The following is an 18,351-nucleotide window of genomic DNA, read 5'->3' as shown; positions in this document are numbered from 1 at the left end:
TAATCGTTAAAAATTAAGGTTAACACCTAAAACATAGGTACGTACCATAGGGTAATTGATCGCATCATTTTCTGATCCACGTGTAATGTCGCGGGCTTCTGGGTCCCAGCCCAACCAATTGGTCCAGGTGTACAGGTTGCGGCCACTGGCATAGACGGTGAGCCCTCCGACGCCCAGCTTATTGGCCAGTTGCTGTGGCATGCTGTAGCTTAACGTCACATCTTTCAGGCGGGTAAAGCTTGCCTTAGAAGGAAAGCCATAGCCATACACGTTGGAGTGGTTGCCTAGGGAGCGCCATTCATTGCTTTTATTCTCTGGAGTCCAATAGCCCAATGCTGCTGGTGTGCTCCTGCGGCCCATTTCGTCCGAAGCCGCGCCGATCTGTGGGTTATTGCGGAGTGCGCCCTGTACCGTATTGATAAAAATATTGAGTGTAAAATCTTTATAGCTAAAGGTATTGGTCAGTCCGGCAGTCCATTTAGGTGCTGTCTGTCCGAGTACCGAGCGGTCAGCATCACTGATCTTGCCATCGCCGTTCAGATCGGCGAGTTTAAGGTCTCCGGCTTGTGCCGCATCATCCCAGCCCTTATTGGCGCCTGAAGCAATCTCGTCTTCCTGCCAGATGCCGACCTTCGTATAATCGTAAATAACGCCTACTGGCTGACCGATAAACCAGCGGTTGCCCAGGTCTTCCTGCCCATTGCCGTAGACTTCCTTGATTTTATTTTTATTGCGCGAGAAAACCAAGGTAGATGACCAGTTAAAGTTTTCTTTTACAATATTTTTGGTGTTAAGCGTTAGGTCAATACCGGTATTTTCGAGTTTGCCCATGTTGGAGAAAACGTCCACGAATCCAGTTAATTTGGGTAGCAACTGTCTGAGCAACATGTCATAGGTGCTCGACTTGTACACATCGATACTACCTGAAATCCGGTTGTTGAGTAGGCCAAAATCAATCCCGGTGTTCAAGCCTTTGGTTTTTTCCCATTGTAGGTCATCGTTGCCCATCTGCGTGCGGATCTGCAGTGCAGTATTGGATAGCCCATTCATCGCCATGGGAAAGGAATTCATCAAAAATTGGGTCTGATAGATACTGATCGCTTCATTTCCGGATAGGCCATAGGAGATCCGCCATTTCAGGTTGCTGACGATATTTTTGCTATTTTGCATAAATGCTTCGTTATGGATATTCCAGGCCGCAGCTGCGGATGGGAAAACGCCATATTTATTGTTACGACCGAAGACGGACGAACCGTCCCTTCGTACGGTGAAGGTAAACATATACCGGCTGTCATAGCCATAATTGAGTCGTCCCATCTGGGAGATAGTCCGGTATAGATCGGCGCGTGAACTGACCTTTTGTGTGTTTGCAGCACCTAGATTACCCCATCCCAGTGCATCATTCGGGAATACCTCCCCCGTGGCTATGGATTCTTGCCAGTACTTGCTCTTGGCGGCATAGAGGCCCGTAAAATCAAAATGATGCTTTTCGATATCTTTGCTATAGGTCAGGATGTTCTCCACGGTATAGGATTGGGTCTCGCGGTTGGTAATGCGACCCAGCCCGGCAAAATTATAGACTGATTCGCCCTCGTATTCATTGTTGCGTACCGGGACGTAGGAATAGCCCGCATTCAATTTATATTTTAATCCGGCCAGTGGCTTAAAGAGCTCGCCAAAATTCAGCTCGGCATAGCCATTCAACGAAATATTGAACTGCCGGCGCTGCGGATCCAATGTCGTTGGCAGCAATGGATTGGCCCAGAGCTGCTCGGAATACATCGGATACTGTGTCAGCGTGCCATCGGCATTGTACATCCGCGCATAGGGGCTCATGGCCGCGGCTTGCAGCAAATTTGCACGTCCGCCGTCTTTATTGTGTGCAACGATAAATGAAGAGGTTCCCACCGACAAATATCTGGTGGCTTTAAAGTCGGTATTGGTCCGGAAGGAATAGCGTTTGTAATTGTACCCTTTTACTACGCCTTTTTGGTCAAGGTAGTCGCCCGATACAAAATATTTGGCATTTTCACTTCCTCCGGATAGGCTGACGTTATGATTCTGCACCACGCCCGTCTGCATCACGGCATCCAGCCAGTCGGTGGTCGCGCCATTTTTGTAATTGTCGAACTCATATTCATTGCGCACCGGCCCGCCATTGAAGAGGCTGGTATTGGTGATGCGTGCATACTCGGCATAGCGCTTGAGCAATTCTTCGCCTGATACAGGTTCTGGAATATGGGCAGCCTGCTCTATCCCACCGTAACCGCTATAACGGATCGAAGGTTTTCCGGTGATACCTCTCTTGGTCGTAATCAGGATAACGCCGTTAGAACCATTTACCCCATAGATGGCCACAGCAGATGGATCTTTAAGTACCTCTACTGATTCAATATCGTTGGGATTAATATCATTGATGGAGCCGTCTGTGCGGGTCAGCGGAATACCGTCGACCACAATGTAGGGTTCGGAAGTGGCATTGATCGAATTTTTACCACGTACCTGTGCCGAGGGGGCATCGCCTGGGATGGATGATGCCTGCGATACGGTAACATTCGACACCGCACCCTGGATCGCTTGCATGACATTGTTGACCGGAATTTTGGAAAGACGATCCTTGGGCACCGAAGCGACCGAACCGGTAATATCGGAACGCTTTTGGCTGCCATATCCGACCACGACCAGCTCTTCCAGCACATTATCTGCTGGCATCAGGGCAATGTCAATAATTTTTTGCGCTCCGACAATTAGCTGTTTTTCCTGATAGCCGACCGATGTGATGATCAAGGTACTGCCGGTTGCTGCCTGAATGGAAAAACTGCCTTCTGCGTTGGTCTGTACGCTCGCGGTACCACCCTTTACACGGATCGTGACGCCGGCAATGCCTTTGCCCGCCCCATCCCGGACAGTTCCTTTCAAGCCAGACTCCTGTCCATAGCTGGACAGGGCAATTAAAAAAAGACTATTTAACAAAAGGCCTTTTCTGGCATACTTGCTGTAGTAATGCTGTAACATAATAGATTTAATAATTGATTGGAAAATATATTCTCTGGGCGCTACATGGTGTAAAGCCTAATACAAAGATCGTCGAGAATGAAATTTAAGGTGTTTAATTAGGGGTCAATTCAGTTGAAATTGGTGTCAAATTGGTCTTTTTCCTTTCCTTTCCAAAGCACTTGAATGCTCCCATGGCTTTGTTTTACCGTTGGAAACAGTTCTTCATTGCGCCAATGTTCCCCCGATTTTTTCCAAAGCTGCAGGGTGACAAGCCAGGGGTGAGATAGCGGACTAGCTTTTAGGTAGCTGCTAAGGATTGTGCTTTTCGTTGCAGCGGGATGAAGCCCCTCGCAGGCGATATCTTCCAGGCTTTGCCAACCTAACAAAGGGACCATGGCCAATTGGTATTGTCCATTATCGATAATCGTCGCTTTTAGACCTTTATAACGACGCTCGGATGTTTTGATCGGTAAATTATCCCATTGGGGGAGTGCATGGTGTCCCAAACGCAGTGCAATCGGACGGCTAGTGTGCAACCTGTCACAGCGCAAAATACCCTGCGGCAATGGTTTTTCATGCAGCTCGATCTGCACAGTGGAATCTCCTACGAGGGAACCCATCCGGCTATAGATCTGCTCCTTATAACCTTTGAATTGGTAATGGCGCAGGGATTCCCATTCACCGGTTTTGATTTCGAAAGCATAGTTCATCGACACCAGACCATGTTTCCCGTCTGCCTGCCAGGGAAAAGCACTATTGTAAGCCAATTTGTTGTAATTTTCGGTGCCCTGATAGTAGCCAATTGTCTTACTGCTGTTACAGGAGCGGATCTCGGATGCACCGATGCCTGTGTAGTCAGTAATCAGGAGTTCGGCGCCACTGACATAGGTATTGTATACTTTACTTTGGGGAATTTCTTTTTCCCATGCCCCCAGGTTTTCCGAGGTGGTCCAGAAACTGCTGTCGTCGGAAATAAGCAAGCCGAGGAAAAATTTACCCAACCAATAGGCGCTGCCGCGGCAGCTATACTCCTGTACCGCTGGATCAAATGCGCCGTAAAAACCCAAGGTGGGTATGCCATCTTGGAGAAAATCCGGATGTTGCACAAATTGGAGCAGGCAGCCAGAGGCAATGCGCCGCATCCAGCCATAATTGACCGTCGGATCTTCCAATTCACCCAATAAAGCGAAAGGCACGGCCGCGCCCATGCGATAGGATATGCTGCGTCCCCACATGATCATTTCGCCATCCCTGCTGTATTGATAGGGATAACTTTTTGCCAGATCCCGCAAATTGGACCGAAACTGCGCTGCAAACTCTGGATACATGGTTGCACCGTAATACTTGGCCCAAAGCGACCCGTAGAGCTGAAAGGCCCACATGCTGTAGTAATCATAATAGGGACTGTCACTATACCAGCCCTCGCCTTTATAATCACCGAGGCATTTTTCGAGCAAGCCTTTGAGGTAGTTTTCGGATATCGCATAACCACGGCTTTTAAAGAAGCTCATGATCATGATATTGAAAAACCGCCAGTTCATTTCGATGGTGGGTCCTTGTCCATAGCTCAGCATGGTATGTGCCAGGCTGTCCTTTACCGGTTGGGGTAGGGGATCCCACAACACTTCGGGGGCGGCTATAAGAGACACTGCCAGGCCGCCAAACTCAACAAGCTTTTGGCTAGGTCCGCCCTTATCCGGTAAGGGGGCGATGTAGCTGTCTGTTTTGGGGTCGAGTAGGCGTTGCAATTGATGCCGGTAATAATCGGCAACACGGATACCCCGGATCGTATAATTGGGATTCTCCTTGAGCAGTGGCAATGCGACAAAAAGGGTACGGCAGAGCCCCTCCAGTTTTTCGGTCTCCGTATGCACGCCATCCCGCGGATAGCTCCGGCCAGACTGTTTGGCAAATTGCATGGGGCTGTTGAGGTCCTGCACGACCGAAAATGCGCCTTCCAGCAGATAAGATGCCGCATCCAGCCAGTGCTGTCGTGTCATCCCCGTATAGGGGCTTTGCTTAAAATCCGGATTGACGATCTCAAAAACTGATTTCTTATTCTCCTGAGCCGAGGCCTGTAAGGCAGGCAGCATAGCCAGACAGATGGCCCATATGGCCGATTGTATGCGTTTTTTCATCTTTTTTTAGCTTATTTGGTTGCATGTGGTGTCCACTCCATCACGTTTACTGCTGTGGGGGCATTGCTCGTGAGCCCCTCACCGTCCTTCTGCAGGGTAGCCTGAACAAACAGGGCGATTTTGCGCTTCCGCCGCCACAGTTCGCTGTCATAATTGGGTTCCCAGGACCCCACGCTGGTCTCACTGAGGTCATAAAGTGTTCCGGTAACGTCATTCAGCCCCTTTACTTGCAATATACTGGGGCGCGAGCCGCGTTCCTGATCTCTCAGGATCAAGGTCAAGGTCAGCTGCTCGTCTTTTCCGCGTATGAGCAACTGGGGGCGGGCAATGGGGATCTCCTTGGTGCCATGGCCACTTAGACTAAAGGCTGTTTTTCTGAAATCAAACGAACGAATATGCCATGCCCCCTGCTGGCGATAGATAATTTTGTACTGTGGAATGCGGCTTTGCGTATCGCGCCAATAGGTCGCTATATAAGGATTCCCTCGTTCGTCGGCGGCCATGGAGGTCTGGTTGATCAATTCATGGTCTTGCGGGATGTAGGCAGCATATTCTACTGTGGCTGCATTCATCGGTAATGCATAGCTTGCTCCGGCACTGTTTTGCCAGGTCTGTCCGCCATCTTTGGAGCAGGCGTAGGCCATGTCATGATTGCTGGCTACATCAGGGCTCTCCCGCCAAACCCAAGACAGGTGGATGGTTCCCTGCTCGTCCACGCAGCTCTGCCAATAGGCATTCCGCTTTCCCTGACCATCGATCAGGTTGTTGTGCAGCCGTTTCCATTTATCCTGCTGTATATCGTAGCTGTTGACGACGAGGTTGCCATTGCCTGATCCGCCGTCGCGATACAGAAAAAGCAACTGACCATTGGGTAATTTTAAAAATTCGGGATAGGTAACTGCTATTTCGTTGTCGCCGGTCATTGCCCTTTCGGGACCAAGCAGCAAGCTATTGGGGGCTAGGGTACGCGCATACCGTAATTTACTGTTGTGCTGATCCCAGCTGACATGCAGGTAGCCGGTCTTGTCGACCATGATGCTAATGACGTTGTGGGCATCCTGCGCATTTCCCTGATAGGCTGTCCGGGTAATTTCCCAATGCTCGCTGGATATTGGGCGCTTGCCCAGCACTACGTAGCCCGCATCATCATAATACGCAATATATTGGTACTTATCATTGCTGACTAATGCGTTTTTACGGAATACCGCGGTATTCACAGTGTTTTTTGCCCAGCCATTCCCGACGAATAGCGCTTTGACCTGCGGCTGTTGGGCTACCGCTGGATATGCGCCAAGCAGACAGTAGGCATAGATCAAAATTCGGGTTATCATTGCGTGTATGTTCATCGCTAAATTAGTATACTGATGGTTTGTCCATTGCGTGTTGAAATACATGTACTTATTGCTGCTGTGCTGGATTGTGTCTCGTCTAGCACAGGGATAGCCTTGCGAACGTTTTTTAGCTTATGGAATAGCCTGACTATGGTCCTTGGCCCAATCTTGACCCGACCAGATGTGTTTTGCACTCCAGTCCTGGGCCTCGGCAGTCCAAAAACTGTCGGCGGCGGGAAGGCCTAAGGGCAAAAATATCGTACTACATAAGTAGGGGCTTCCTTGGTTATTGTAAAAATCGGTGAGGCCAGGCTGTTCACCATATAACCCTAGACTGAGCCAGCCATTGCGGTAGGTATCGGCGCTCTCCGTTGTTTTTTTCAATACTGCAGACAGTGCAGATCGCACCTGCCCTTCGCTAAGTGTCTTAGGTAGGCGTTTTTTGAATGCCATATCGGCCAGATGATGAAAGGCGCCAGCGCGATAGATCAACGAGCGGCCAGTAGGGGGGAAGCTTCCGTCCGCGTTGATCAACCGTTCTTGGATGATGGCATAGCGCTCGTTGCGCAGCCTTATTTTGGCAAACATGGCGTCATAACTTTTTGTCTTGTCCTGGATGACGTCCATGATGCCGGCGAGAAAAGGGTGGATGACATAGCTATTGTAATAGTCGAAGGCATAATGGGGGCCGTCTTTATACATGCCATCCCCAATGTACCATTGTTCCAGTTGTTGTAACGCGTAATCCACGCGCATCACATCCCAGCCGCTGGCATATTTCGCCAGAAAAGCTTCATTCATGGCCGAAAAGAGCAGCCAGTTGGAAAAGACCGGACGAAATTGGCGGGTACTGCGTATGGAGGCTACTAGGCGTTCTTTGGAGCTGGTATCCAAGTGTTCCCAAAGCCAGGGGCTGCGCACAAAAGCCAAGGCGATAAAAGCGGCGTCGACCAGCTGCTGTCCGCCAATGTCAAAGCGCATAAAATCATGGGCATTGCTGTCCAGGGCATGCTTTAACCCTGCCAGTGTCCAGTCCCGATATTGCCTGCGCAGCTCGATTTCAGCGGCTGAGCCATCTTCCTGCCCCAGCCAGGGAGCAATGCCGGCTAGTACACGGCCCAAGACCTCAACATATTGGACCTTGATCCGTTGTGCTTGATCGTCTACCTTTGGTGCAGTTGTCTGGGGCATGGTCAGGCGCAAGCTGTCATGCGCCAGGCTGCGAAGTACAGGGCGTACCAATTGGTCCATCTGCAGCAACCAGTATTCCCGTTTGGTTTCCGCCAGTTGGACTGTTTGTTTTTTTGTGTTTTGTGCGTATCCCGTGCTGCACAGCAAGGGGAGCAACCATAAGTAGCATAATAATCGTTTTTTCATCCTATAGGGTTTATTTTCGATCTAGATAACGGTACATCTCCGTCCCGGTCAGCAGGTATGCGCCAACACCGAAGGGGGCTGTGGAGCTGGCATCCACGACCTGTCCCGGAATGGCTTTTTCACCGATGGGCTGTACATAGCCTAGCCGTCCATCGGGCTGTACGGCCGTCTCACTGAGGTATTGCCAGCCCCGTAATGCTGCATCGTGATAAGGCTGCTCGGTCAGTAGGCCCTGGTTTATTCCCCAGAGTAAGCCGTAGGTAAAAAATGCCGTGCCGCTGGTCTCCCGTCCCGGCGCATGATTGGAATCCAGCATACTGCGGGTCCAATAGCCCTCAGGCTGCTGGCAAGCGATAATGGCAGCGGCCATCTCAACAAAGCGGGTTTTGTAATGGGCATAATGAGGGGCGTCGGCGGGCAGCTCCTGTAGCACTTTGGCCAGCCCGGCAAATACCCATCCATCACCCCGGGCCCAAAAATCTTTTTTGCCTGATGTGGTTTTATGTTTCGGATACACATATTTTGCATCCCGGTAATAGAGTTTTTCTGTTTTGTCGTACATGATGCTATCGGCGTAGGACAAATAAGTGCATAACTTGTGCAGATATAAAGAGTCTTTGGTCAGCTTATACATTTTGGTCATGACAGGCATCACCATATACAGACCATCTGCCCACCACCAATAGTCGTTATTGGTGGTATGGATCTGATAATCCATCACCTCCTTGGCACGGGCGATCTTATGCGGCTGGGGCGATAAATGGTAAAGATCAATATAGACCTGAAAACAGATCTGCCAATCACCGAAAAGGACATGATCGTCGGTTTCACCGTAGCTATATTTCCAGTTGGGCTTATCATCGGATTTTGCCCCTTTCCAGGCATTGAATTTGGCCCAGTCTTCTGTATAGTTCAAATAGGTTTTGGACGGCTGGATCTGGTACAGCGCCATATTGCCGGTATGATAGGCCGCCTGATCCCAGAAAGCCCATACTTGTGGCTTGTGCTGTGATTGCCAGTACCCATTGACAAGATTGAGCTGGTCAAGCACGGCCTTTTGTTTGATGTTCTGCGCGAAAGACAGCTGTCCAATAAGGAATAAACATAGAATAAAATAGCTACGCATGTTGTTAGATTTAAAAATTTCTGTGATCTCTTTTTGAGAAAAACAAAGCTACTTTTTATGTGGGCAGCCAATGTTTAAAATAAGGTTATTCATGTCCTAAAATCGGATCATTTTTCCACTCTTGGTGAAGGAGAGGCGTGATTGTGCATCGCTGTAGCCGTTAAACTAGGCTGACCACGATGACCACCAACTGAATGTATAAATGTAAAATAAACATATATTCTATCCAAAACATTCCCTATCTTTAAACAGGAGGATAACCAATATTTAGCCAGTGCGGTAAACGGAGGGACTATGGGACGTATAACGCAAATTTTCATTTTACTTTACTTGTCTGTTTTTGCCGCTGTATTGGGGTATGGTCAGCAGATGGCCCTCAACCCAATGGCCAAAAATTATGAGCTTCCATCCTTGACCATTAATCAGACCATACAAGATGCAGAAGGTTATATCTGGTTTGCATCTACCCAGGGGCTTAGCCGTTTTGATGCCTATAATGTCCTTAACTTTAAGCTGAAAAATGCTGAGGGTAAGGCTGCCGCTGACCAAAATATAAGGACCATGGCCGTCTATGGGCACAACCTGGTATTAGGAGGCGAAGAAGGTGTTTATATCCTCGATAAACGCAATTATACGATCGCCCCGCTCAAAGACAGACGATTGGAACAGGTGCGCATCCATAGCCTATTGGTGGATCATCGCCAGCGTCTTTGGATCGCCACGGATGATGGGCTATTTATCTATGATAAAGATCTCAACCCGATACCAGATCGTCAGCTCAGTACGATTCTCGATCGAAATATGCGCGGGTTGACTGTCAACACCGTTTTTGAAGATAATGAACACAATATCTGGATTGGCGTCTGGAACCAGGGGCTATTTCAACTAGCTCCAGGCAAACGTAAGCTGAAAGCCTACCCACGGATCGGAGCACGCAATGCGCCTTTTAAGCTGATGCAGGATGATAGGGGACAGCGATGGATCTGTACCTGGGGGGACGGCTTGTACCTCTTCCACCCCGAGCGAGCCAACAATCCGTATCAGGAAATCAAAATAAAGAACAAACGGCGCCAGGTTGACAAAGAAGATTTGTTTTACAATGTGATGCAGGATCCCCACCGTCATTATATATGGGTGTTATCCTTTTCGGGTATCTCTACATTGCGGTACAACGGTGACCGTCTGGAGGAAGTTGATCTATCGGCTTATTTCAACCATACGACAAATATCTTTAACGACATTTATGCCGATCGAAATGGCACCTTGTGGTTGGCTGTTGGCGGGGAAGGGATGTCCTTGCTGCATTTCGACAGACCTTTGATCAGAAGCTATGCCTTCAACCAGATCAAAGAAAACTACAGTATTACACCTAATCTCAAGATGCTTTATTATGACCCGCAAGGAACGCTCTGGTTTAACCTGGAACGTCTGGGCTTTGGAAGTCTTCAGCTGGACCGCAATGGCCTAAGCACATACAGTAATTCCACCTATAAGGATCTCATTTCGATACGCGCAGTGACCGCGGCCATCGATGTGCAAGACCAGCTGTGGGTAGGCTCCGCCTATGAAGCATCCATCAACGTATTTAAGCGCACGCAAAATGATATCCTATTGTCGCACAAAATTGAATTGCAGCAACAACTGTCGCACAGCGGGATCCCTTCTTTTTTTTATAAAGACAGCGCGCAACACGTTTGGGTAGCCACCAGCCAGGGATTGTTGTGTAAAAAGCCACATATGGAACGACTCCAGCAGGTGACAAGTATTCATGATGAACCCATCAGTATAGCCGAAGACAATCACCATGGTATCTGGATAGCGACAAAAAGTAATGGAATATATTACCTGGGCGATAAAGAGCGCCAGTCGGTAACACTACACCTTGGCAAGGAAACACCTGGCTTAAAGACAGACCAGATCGAAACAATGGACATCGATCGGTACGGAAACCTTTGGATCGGCACCAAAAGCAACCGGCTGGTATGCTATCGGACCGCCAGCAAGATGGTCGAAGAAATTGCCAACACCGCCCTTTTCGGTAAAAATCAAATACTCGATATAGTCTGCCTGCGCAATTATACCTGGCTTTCGACTACGCGTAATTTGTATAAAATCAATCCTTTAAATAAAGATGTTATTGAATTTTCGACCTCTGATAGCCTACAGGTTAACATGTTCTCCAAACGGGCGTTTGCGGCTGACGATAAACGCCATGCTGTTTTTTTTGGTGGATATAATGGTGTGGTACGGGTCGACGATCACAGTACGATCAGCAACTTTAAAGAAAAGGTACTTATCGCAGATGTCAAAGTGAATAATAAGTCGTTGATTTTAGCAGCCAAGGGTAAAAAGTTTAACCAGCATTTCCGTCAGCTGACCCTAGCGCCAGAAGACCAAAATTTGGAGATATCCTTTTCGGCCCTGCCGTTTACACAGCACGACAAGATCCGGTATATGTACAAACTGGAGGGCGTAGATAAGGACTGGATCATGGCACCCAGAGACCGCTTATTTGCTACCTATAATAACTTGGGTAAGGGAAGTTACCGTTTTCTGGTGAAAGCTACCGACCTCCATAATCAATGGAACAACGACATTACAGCTGTTGAAATCACAAAAATGCCAGCATTCTATGAGAGCAATATTGCCTATGTATGCTATACATTGGTCGTGGGAGCAGTATTATTCTTTTTCATCAATTATTCCTTCAATCGCATCCGGTTGCGTAGCGACCTGAAAGTCGCTCAGATAGAGAAAGAAAAAGCCGACGAACTGACCCAGTCCAAATTGAGCTATTTTACCAATGTATCCCATGATTTGCTGACACCGCTCACGATTATCTCCTGTCTGGTGGACGATGTGCAGATGACGACTAGAAATAACCTGGCGCAGTTTGACAATATGCGGCTCAACCTCAGCCGCCTCAAGAGGCTGCTTCAGCAGATCCTCGACTTCAGAAAAATAGAACACAATACAATTAAACTGCAGGTCAGTCAGGCTCATTTTCCCACTTTTGTGGAGCGGCTTGGGCAGGCTTATTTCAGTCCCATTGCCAAAAAGAAAAATATACAATTTGAAATCGTGCATGGCGAATGCCCTGCCCTGGTTTTCTATGATGAAGATAAATTGGACAAAGTCCTGTTTAACCTGCTTTCTAATGCATTTAAGTACACAATGCCCGGCGGAACGGTGTCACTGTCTTATTATGTCGCACCAAAGGGAGAGAATGACTTTCTTCATATTTTTGTGCGTGACAACGGCGAAGGGATTCACCCGGAAGAATTGGAAAAAATATTTACGCCCTTTTATGCAAATAAATCCTCAAATCATGTGGAAAGCAATGGAATAGGACTGTCTGTCAGTAAACAGCTCATCGATATTCATCATGGTTATATTGCGGTCGAAAGCACACCACAGCAGGGGAGTACGTTTACAGTGGCGATACCTGTAAACAGAAGTTACTACGCCGATCAGGATATGCAGATTATCGACGGGTCATTTTCCACCTCCCTGCAGGACAGTTCATTCGGAGCAGCGCAAGGAGATGCAGTTATACCAGATGCCTATACAACAGAAAACAGGCTTCGGCTGCTCCTTGTGGAAGATAATGAAGAACTGAGCAGTACCATGTTCAATATCCTTTCCAGAAACTATCATGTGCACCTGGCCGGACATGGAAGACTGGGGCTGGAAAAAATTCAGCAGGAAGAAATAGACATCGTCGTCAGCGATATTATGATGCCCGAAATGGATGGGCTGACGTTGTGCAGGGCCATTAAGTCGAATGCCGAATATAATCATATTCCCGTGCTGCTGTTGACCGCCAAAAGTAGCCTGGAAGATCGTATCGAATGCTATCAGGCTGGTGCGGACGGTTACATCAGCAAGCCCTTTGAAATCAAGGTGCTGGAAGCAAAGATCCAGAGCTTTATCATCAATAAGCGATGCAAACAGTTGCGTTTTCACAACAATACACAGATTAATATTGCCGCGCTTGACTATACGCCGCTGGATGAGAAGTTTATTCAGAAGATGGTTACCATCATTGAACAGCATTTGGCCGATGATCAATTTGATGTACTCCGGCTTGGTGACCTGCTTGGTTTGTCCAAGTCCACATTGTATAGAAAAACAAAAGTTTTATTGAACATCTCCCCAAGTGAGTTTATCAAAAATATTAGGCTAAAACATGCTTGCTTGCTGATGGAGCGGGACAAGTCTATCACCGTAAGTGAAGTCGCTTATGAAACCGGATTTACAGATCCGCGCTACTTTGCCACTTGCTTCAAGGCCGTATTTGGCATGACGCCTAGCGAGTTTCAGAAAAATGCACATAAAGTGGCTCCTTAGGATTGAAACGCTGTAATGTGCCGCGCTAGGACTCCAGTATCCCTATTGCTTGCGGCAGCGGGTGCCGTAAATACGGCGGATTTCTGCTACACGATGATGCTATTGCGGATCCAATTATAGCCAACAAGCTTCTTAGGATCATTTAAAAGATCTTTTTCATCCTTAAAATAGACCCAAGTGCGTTTCGGTAAATAGTAACCTATACCATAATCCCATGGGGTTGTTTGTCTTTTGATAGTACCATCTGCTATGCAGCGTTGCAAAATGCCTTGCAACCTTTGTTCGCTTACATTGAGGTGGTAATCCTTGGCAAAATCGAGGACCATCTGAGACAAGGTGCGGGGATATAGAAAATAATCGCTGGTATGGACAAAAGTGATTATTTGGTCGCGAAGTATGCTGTCCTTCTCCTTTTTTTCTCGCTGTTGGAGTTGGATGGCATCCATTTCTTTATCCAGTGGTCTTTCGGGTTTTTGTTTTTTGGTAGCAGTTACAGGGGTAAATCGCTGCTTTTTTAAACTTAACTTTTTGTTAAAGTCACAGAACGTATCTAGGTCAAGAGATAGCACGGCGCAAATTTTTAGGGTGGACTCCAGGGTAATGGGGAGCGTCCCCCGATGATAACCATTTAGTGACCGGGGATTGATACCTGCTAAATTAGCGAGTTCTTGAATTGGAAGTCTAGTCAGGCTTAGGATCTCATCGATACGCTGGGATACCGCTTGCGAAAGTTCATGCTTTTTAATTTGTATCATAAATAGTATGGTAATGAAATAGGTCTATTATTGCGTAATGTAAAGAAAATTATTAATATTAATATAAAGATAATATTTTGGCTTTTAACGTTTCTTGGCATGCTTTGGCTTTTTTAATAGTTCGCGTAATTGTTCTTCTGTGTATTGTTTACTACCGCCTTGATGCAATTGAAATCCGCAGAAAAGCCTTAACCCATTCATCGAGAAAAAGCGGTGTTCGTATACCTCCCTGGAATATCCGGTAAGTTCTTTCAGTTTACCACGGGGCATTCCTTTTGGATAACCATGTTCGATACTTTTGGCTTTATAGATTTCGGCCAACTGCTTTTTACTGAGCTTGCAACGCGCTGGTGTGCTATTGGCCGGTGTCTGGCCGAAAGATTGGATAAAATGATTTAAGCGCTGGCCAGTTTTCCAGGTCATAGCGCCGGCGGTGACACCCATTTTGGCTTCCAGTTCTTTCGTCGTCGGTGTTCTCCCGAGTTCCCTTGCAAGACTGAGGTAATAATCCTTAATGCTGAATTTGGTCACGGGAACTTTCGTGCCGGCAAGATAACAGAGGTTGTTCCAGCCAAATTTTTCCTTGAGATACCAGCTCGAGGGATAATTGGCAGGCTTTAGCCGCTGGTAATCTTTATAATATTTGATGCGGTGCTTTTTGATCAACTTGATCACTTTTTCTTTGGCCTCAGATGCTGTCATCGTGGTAATCCGGAAATGTGATTTTAACTTCACATGCTCCAGTACATCAGCCCAGCTGTTGACGTTCAAATGCCTGTAATAGGATACTGGATTATAGAGACCATTCTTTCTGATACAATCTGCAATCGAGGGGGATCGACCATGTTTGATATAAAACTTGACCAGTGAATTTTTTAGCTTCCCAAGGGAAGGGATTCGGCGGTCATTTGGCTCAAAGCCTGCAGCGGCAATAAACTTGTTCCAGGATCCGAAATACTTATTTATACTGGTTGACTTTGCTGAAAATTCCCTGCGCATAGGAATGCGTCCGTGGGTGCCGTAAAACTCATTGATGAGGGCTAACAGCTCGGCCTCAACTTCAGCTTTTGTTTTATTTACATTTGGTTTGAGCCCAGCAGTTTTGATAAAATTGTTCCAAGAACCAAAATAGCGGCGTGCGATGGTATTGACTTGTTCCATTTCACGGCGGACTGGAGTTCTGCCATGTTTACTGTAAAATTCACGGACTTTAGAAAAGGCATTTTCAATGAGCTCTTCTTGCATTTCTTAAAATTATCTATATTATTGGTTTATCTTGGCTGTGATAAATTCGACTAAAGATAATAATTTTCTCTATAATGGCAAAATCTATGCCTCGTTGTCCTGATCTACCAAAGACTCCTCTTGACGCATGAATAAGGAGAAAGGGGTACGCACAGGGATGTGGTACCCCAGTTATTAAGGGAAAAAGGGATCAGTTTTAATTTTGACGTTTGATACTGATGTTCAGGTAACGGTTGTTGTCGAAACCACTCAGGGCATTGACGATAACGACGCCATATTTTTCGTCCGGAGTCTTAAAGTAAAATAGGCTTCCCACCTTCAGGTCGTCTAATTTGAGACTAGCAGTTTTACGCGAGATCGCATTAGTTTTTATGACATCGCCGGAGGTCAATGTATTTAAAAATGCGCTTGCCTGGTTGTTTTGTATGCCTGAAAAGTAGGTTGCGCGGCCTTTACCGGCAAGGTCGGTAAAATCAAAGGCACCAAATGGAATGGGACTGGCCTGAAGCGAATAGATGTTGTATCTAAAAGTGAGGCTTCCGTTGGGTTCCACAGTGTACGTCCGGTATATGCCCAGGTCTATTTTCTCCGGATGAAGTTTGGCCTCGGCATAGGTATAGGTTTTACCTTCCATCAGGTCGATAAAGCAGGCACTGCTCCGGTTTACGCTATCAGGCATATAAAGCACACGGTTGTTGAGATGAACGTAATCGGACAGTACATTGTAGGTGACAGAGGTGTAACCATCTCCCATAAATACACCCTCTTTATCAACGGCCATAATCCGGAAGGTGCTCTCGCCGACTTTATCGGCCCGGATCTTGTATACATAGCGAAAATTTCTTTTTTCTGTTTCGCCTAAAGGTATTTTTAGGACAGCGGCACCAGCTCCATTATAAAAGATCCAGACCTGGTGCATGTCTTTGGATTTGGAGCTGATGGTAAAATCAACGAAGATGGAGTCGCCCACGGCAACATCCTTATAGGTACCAATATTGTGTTCGTTTTCCATATGAAGCGTGACTGATACATCTTCAAATAAATTGAAAATATTGTCACCTTCACGTTTACAGGAAAGTAATGTGCCCAATAGGAGCACAACGAATAAATAGTTTGCTTTCATCTGTAAGTAATGAGGTATAATAGCTGTTAAATAGGAACGGTTCATAACTAATTATTTAATGGGTCAAATGTACCGCCTTCATAACCTATAGTCTGCTCCAACAAAGGGGAGGAGTTCATAAAGGTATTGGGAAGGGGATAGAAATAATAATAGTCACGGAAGGCAAAGGCACCATTGGAACTCTCTGCACGCAGGTTGTAAGGATACTTGAAATAGGTCAGTACCGTATCGCGGTTGTTCATATCCAGGCTTTCCCGATGGCGAATACCAGCCGCGTTTTTCGATTCGAGCACCTTTTTTACAGCATCGGATTTTGCTTCGAATAAATAGGTCTGTATGGTCCCCTGCAAGGTATGCATACGCCGTGTCCGGCGTAGGTCATGATAGCGTTTGCCTTCAAAGGCAAATTCAATCTGCCGCTCGTTCATCATAAGATCGCGCATCTGCTCTCTGTTGGATGCCAGCGACAAGCCATAGTCAAAGCTTCCCTGTTCTATTCCGGCGCGCTGGCGGATGCTACGGACAAGCTCCTTGGCAAGGGAGAGGTTGCCCGTTTCATTGGCTGATTCAGCATAATCCAACATTACCTCAGCAAAACGGATTTCGATCCAGTCCATGCCATTGCCGCCCATATCGTTGGCAATCCCAACCGCTGCGGACGAAAGTGCCGGATTGACAAATTTTTTACAATAAAAAGATTTAATGGAGGATTCATCTTCGGCATTACTGTAATTCCATTGCCTTCTTCCACTCTTACCGCTTAAAGGCCATTCGGCACCGTTATAGACAATGGTATGTTTAAATCTGGGATCGCGGTTTTTCCAAAACAATGCGTCGTCATAACTTGTATTGCTGCTGTTGGCCGGGGTGCCGTCTTGCATGGGGTAGGCGCCTAGCAATAGGGTCGTAGGCACATAATAATCTGCTGGTGACCCGCCCTCGGATGCAGGACGTGAAGCGCGTTCAACAACCGTGAACCGCTTTGGTGATGTCGCTGAATAGGAACGGACAATCACGGCCTCAGTATTCGCAATGCCTTCTTTGAGAAAGATCTCGTTATAATTGGGCAACAGTGCACGGCCGGCGGCTTTGCACAGGTCATAGGCCTCTTTGCTGGCCTGCAGGGCTGTTTCCCAACGTTGCGCCTCATAGGGGTGTGCCGGATTATCTGTGGGGTTGAACTGCGGACTTGCCCAATACAGTAGTGCTTTGGCTTTCAGTGCCGCCGCGGCTGCTGTTGTTATTTTTCCGCGACCTGTGGCATCGTCCCAGGACACACCGTTAAGATTGACCATGGCCGAATCCAGATCGTTTACGATCTGCCCAAAACAAGCCTTTGCCGAAGCTCGGCCCTCCAATTTCAGGTTATCAGGATTTTGAGGGTCAAGAACCAAAGGTACGCCGCCGTACAGCCGGGTGAGCTCAAAATAAACCATGGCCCGCAACGCATAAAACTGACCTAAAAATTTTTTCTTTACATCAGCCGCGAGTGTGCCTGTTGGGATATAGGCAATGGCATTGTTGCAACGGGCGATGTCAAAATAACGGTTGTCACCCACATTGGTGCCCTGGTATTTGCTTGCAATGTATTTAACATCATTGAGCGTAATTTCACCACTTAATCCCAATACTTTTTTGCTGGGGCCATTGGTTCCCGAGAAATAGTTTTCGTCACTGGCATAGTGCATCTGCATGTCATTGGGGGTGATCTCATGGGGATGGGTCGGCATAATCATGGCATAAGTGCCTGCCAAATAGAATTCTATTGCGCCTTCGTTGTCCCAGATACGGGCATCAAGACCTCCGTGATCGACCAGCTCAAAAAAATCATCTTTACAGCTTTGGGTCATAAGGACGGTACTGGATGCCATCAGTAGGGCTATGATATAGTTAAAATGTCTTTTCATGT

Annotated in this window: 10 protein-coding genes; 1 reads left to right on the top strand and 9 read right to left on the bottom strand. The window is 47.2% G+C overall.

Going from position 1 to position 18,351, the window contains the following annotated elements:
* Positions 1-6 precede the first annotated feature (6 nt).
* The 5 genes from B4A24_RS04330 to B4A24_RS04310 form a co-directional block, all read right to left on the bottom strand.
* Complete coding sequence (locus B4A24_RS04330; protein WP_293942972.1) at positions 7-3,015, bottom strand: SusC/RagA family TonB-linked outer membrane protein; 3,009 nt, start codon at positions 3,013-3,015, stop codon at positions 7-9.
* Between the two features lie 110 nt (positions 3,016-3,125).
* Positions 3,126-5,135 carry a DUF2264 domain-containing protein gene (locus B4A24_RS04325; protein WP_293942970.1) on the bottom strand — a complete coding sequence of 670 codons (2,010 nt, stop codon included), beginning with the start codon at positions 5,133-5,135 and terminating at the stop codon, positions 3,126-3,128.
* 11 nt (positions 5,136-5,146) lie between these two features.
* Positions 5,147-6,466, bottom strand: a complete 1,320-nt coding sequence (locus B4A24_RS04320; RefSeq protein ID WP_293942968.1) for a BNR repeat-containing protein — start codon at positions 6,464-6,466, stop codon at positions 5,147-5,149.
* Positions 6,467-6,598: 132 nt separating this feature from the next.
* Positions 6,599-7,843 carry a DUF2264 domain-containing protein gene (locus B4A24_RS04315; protein WP_293942966.1) on the bottom strand — a complete coding sequence of 415 codons (1,245 nt, stop codon included), beginning with the start codon at positions 7,841-7,843 and terminating at the stop codon, positions 6,599-6,601.
* A gap of 10 nt (positions 7,844-7,853) precedes the next feature.
* On the bottom strand, positions 7,854-8,969 hold the full coding sequence (locus tag B4A24_RS04310; protein ID WP_293942964.1) for a glycoside hydrolase family 88 protein: 1,116 nt from the start codon (positions 8,967-8,969) through the stop codon (positions 7,854-7,856).
* A gap of 294 nt (positions 8,970-9,263) precedes the next feature.
* On the opposite strand from B4A24_RS04310, the gene B4A24_RS04305 reads away from it, so the two are divergent.
* On the top strand, positions 9,264-13,319 hold the full coding sequence (locus tag B4A24_RS04305; RefSeq protein ID WP_293942962.1) for a hybrid sensor histidine kinase/response regulator transcription factor: 4,056 nt from the start codon (positions 9,264-9,266) through the stop codon (positions 13,317-13,319).
* 86 nt (positions 13,320-13,405) lie between these two features.
* Here the strand turns inward: B4A24_RS04305 and B4A24_RS04300 are convergent, their stop codons facing one another.
* From B4A24_RS04300 to B4A24_RS04285, 4 genes are all read right to left on the bottom strand, one after another.
* A complete protein-coding gene (locus B4A24_RS04300; RefSeq protein ID WP_293942960.1) occupies positions 13,406-14,074 on the bottom strand; it encodes a helix-turn-helix domain-containing protein in 669 nt (222 codons plus the stop codon).
* 84 nt (positions 14,075-14,158) lie between these two features.
* The gene (locus B4A24_RS04295) at positions 14,159-15,319 is read right to left on the bottom strand and encodes a homing endonuclease associated repeat-containing protein (RefSeq protein WP_293942958.1); all 1,161 of its coding nucleotides are present in this window, start codon (positions 15,317-15,319) and stop codon (positions 14,159-14,161) included.
* A 196-nt stretch (positions 15,320-15,515) separates the two neighbouring features.
* Complete coding sequence (locus B4A24_RS04290; RefSeq protein WP_293942956.1) at positions 15,516-16,487, bottom strand: hypothetical protein; 972 nt, start codon at positions 16,485-16,487, stop codon at positions 15,516-15,518.
* A 2-nt stretch (positions 16,488-16,489) separates the two neighbouring features.
* The gene (locus B4A24_RS04285; RefSeq protein ID WP_293942954.1) at positions 16,490-18,349 is read right to left on the bottom strand and encodes a RagB/SusD family nutrient uptake outer membrane protein; all 1,860 of its coding nucleotides are present in this window, start codon (positions 18,347-18,349) and stop codon (positions 16,490-16,492) included.
* Between the last annotated feature and the right edge of the window lie 2 nt (positions 18,350-18,351).

Origin of the sequence: Sphingobacterium sp. UBA7249, from assembly GCF_002472835.1 — a bacterium.
In the GTDB taxonomy this organism is placed as follows: domain Bacteria; phylum Bacteroidota; class Bacteroidia; order Sphingobacteriales; family Sphingobacteriaceae; genus Sphingobacterium; species Sphingobacterium prati.
Note: the sequence above shows the minus strand (reverse complement) of the source record. Positions and strands in the feature narration are given on the sequence as shown.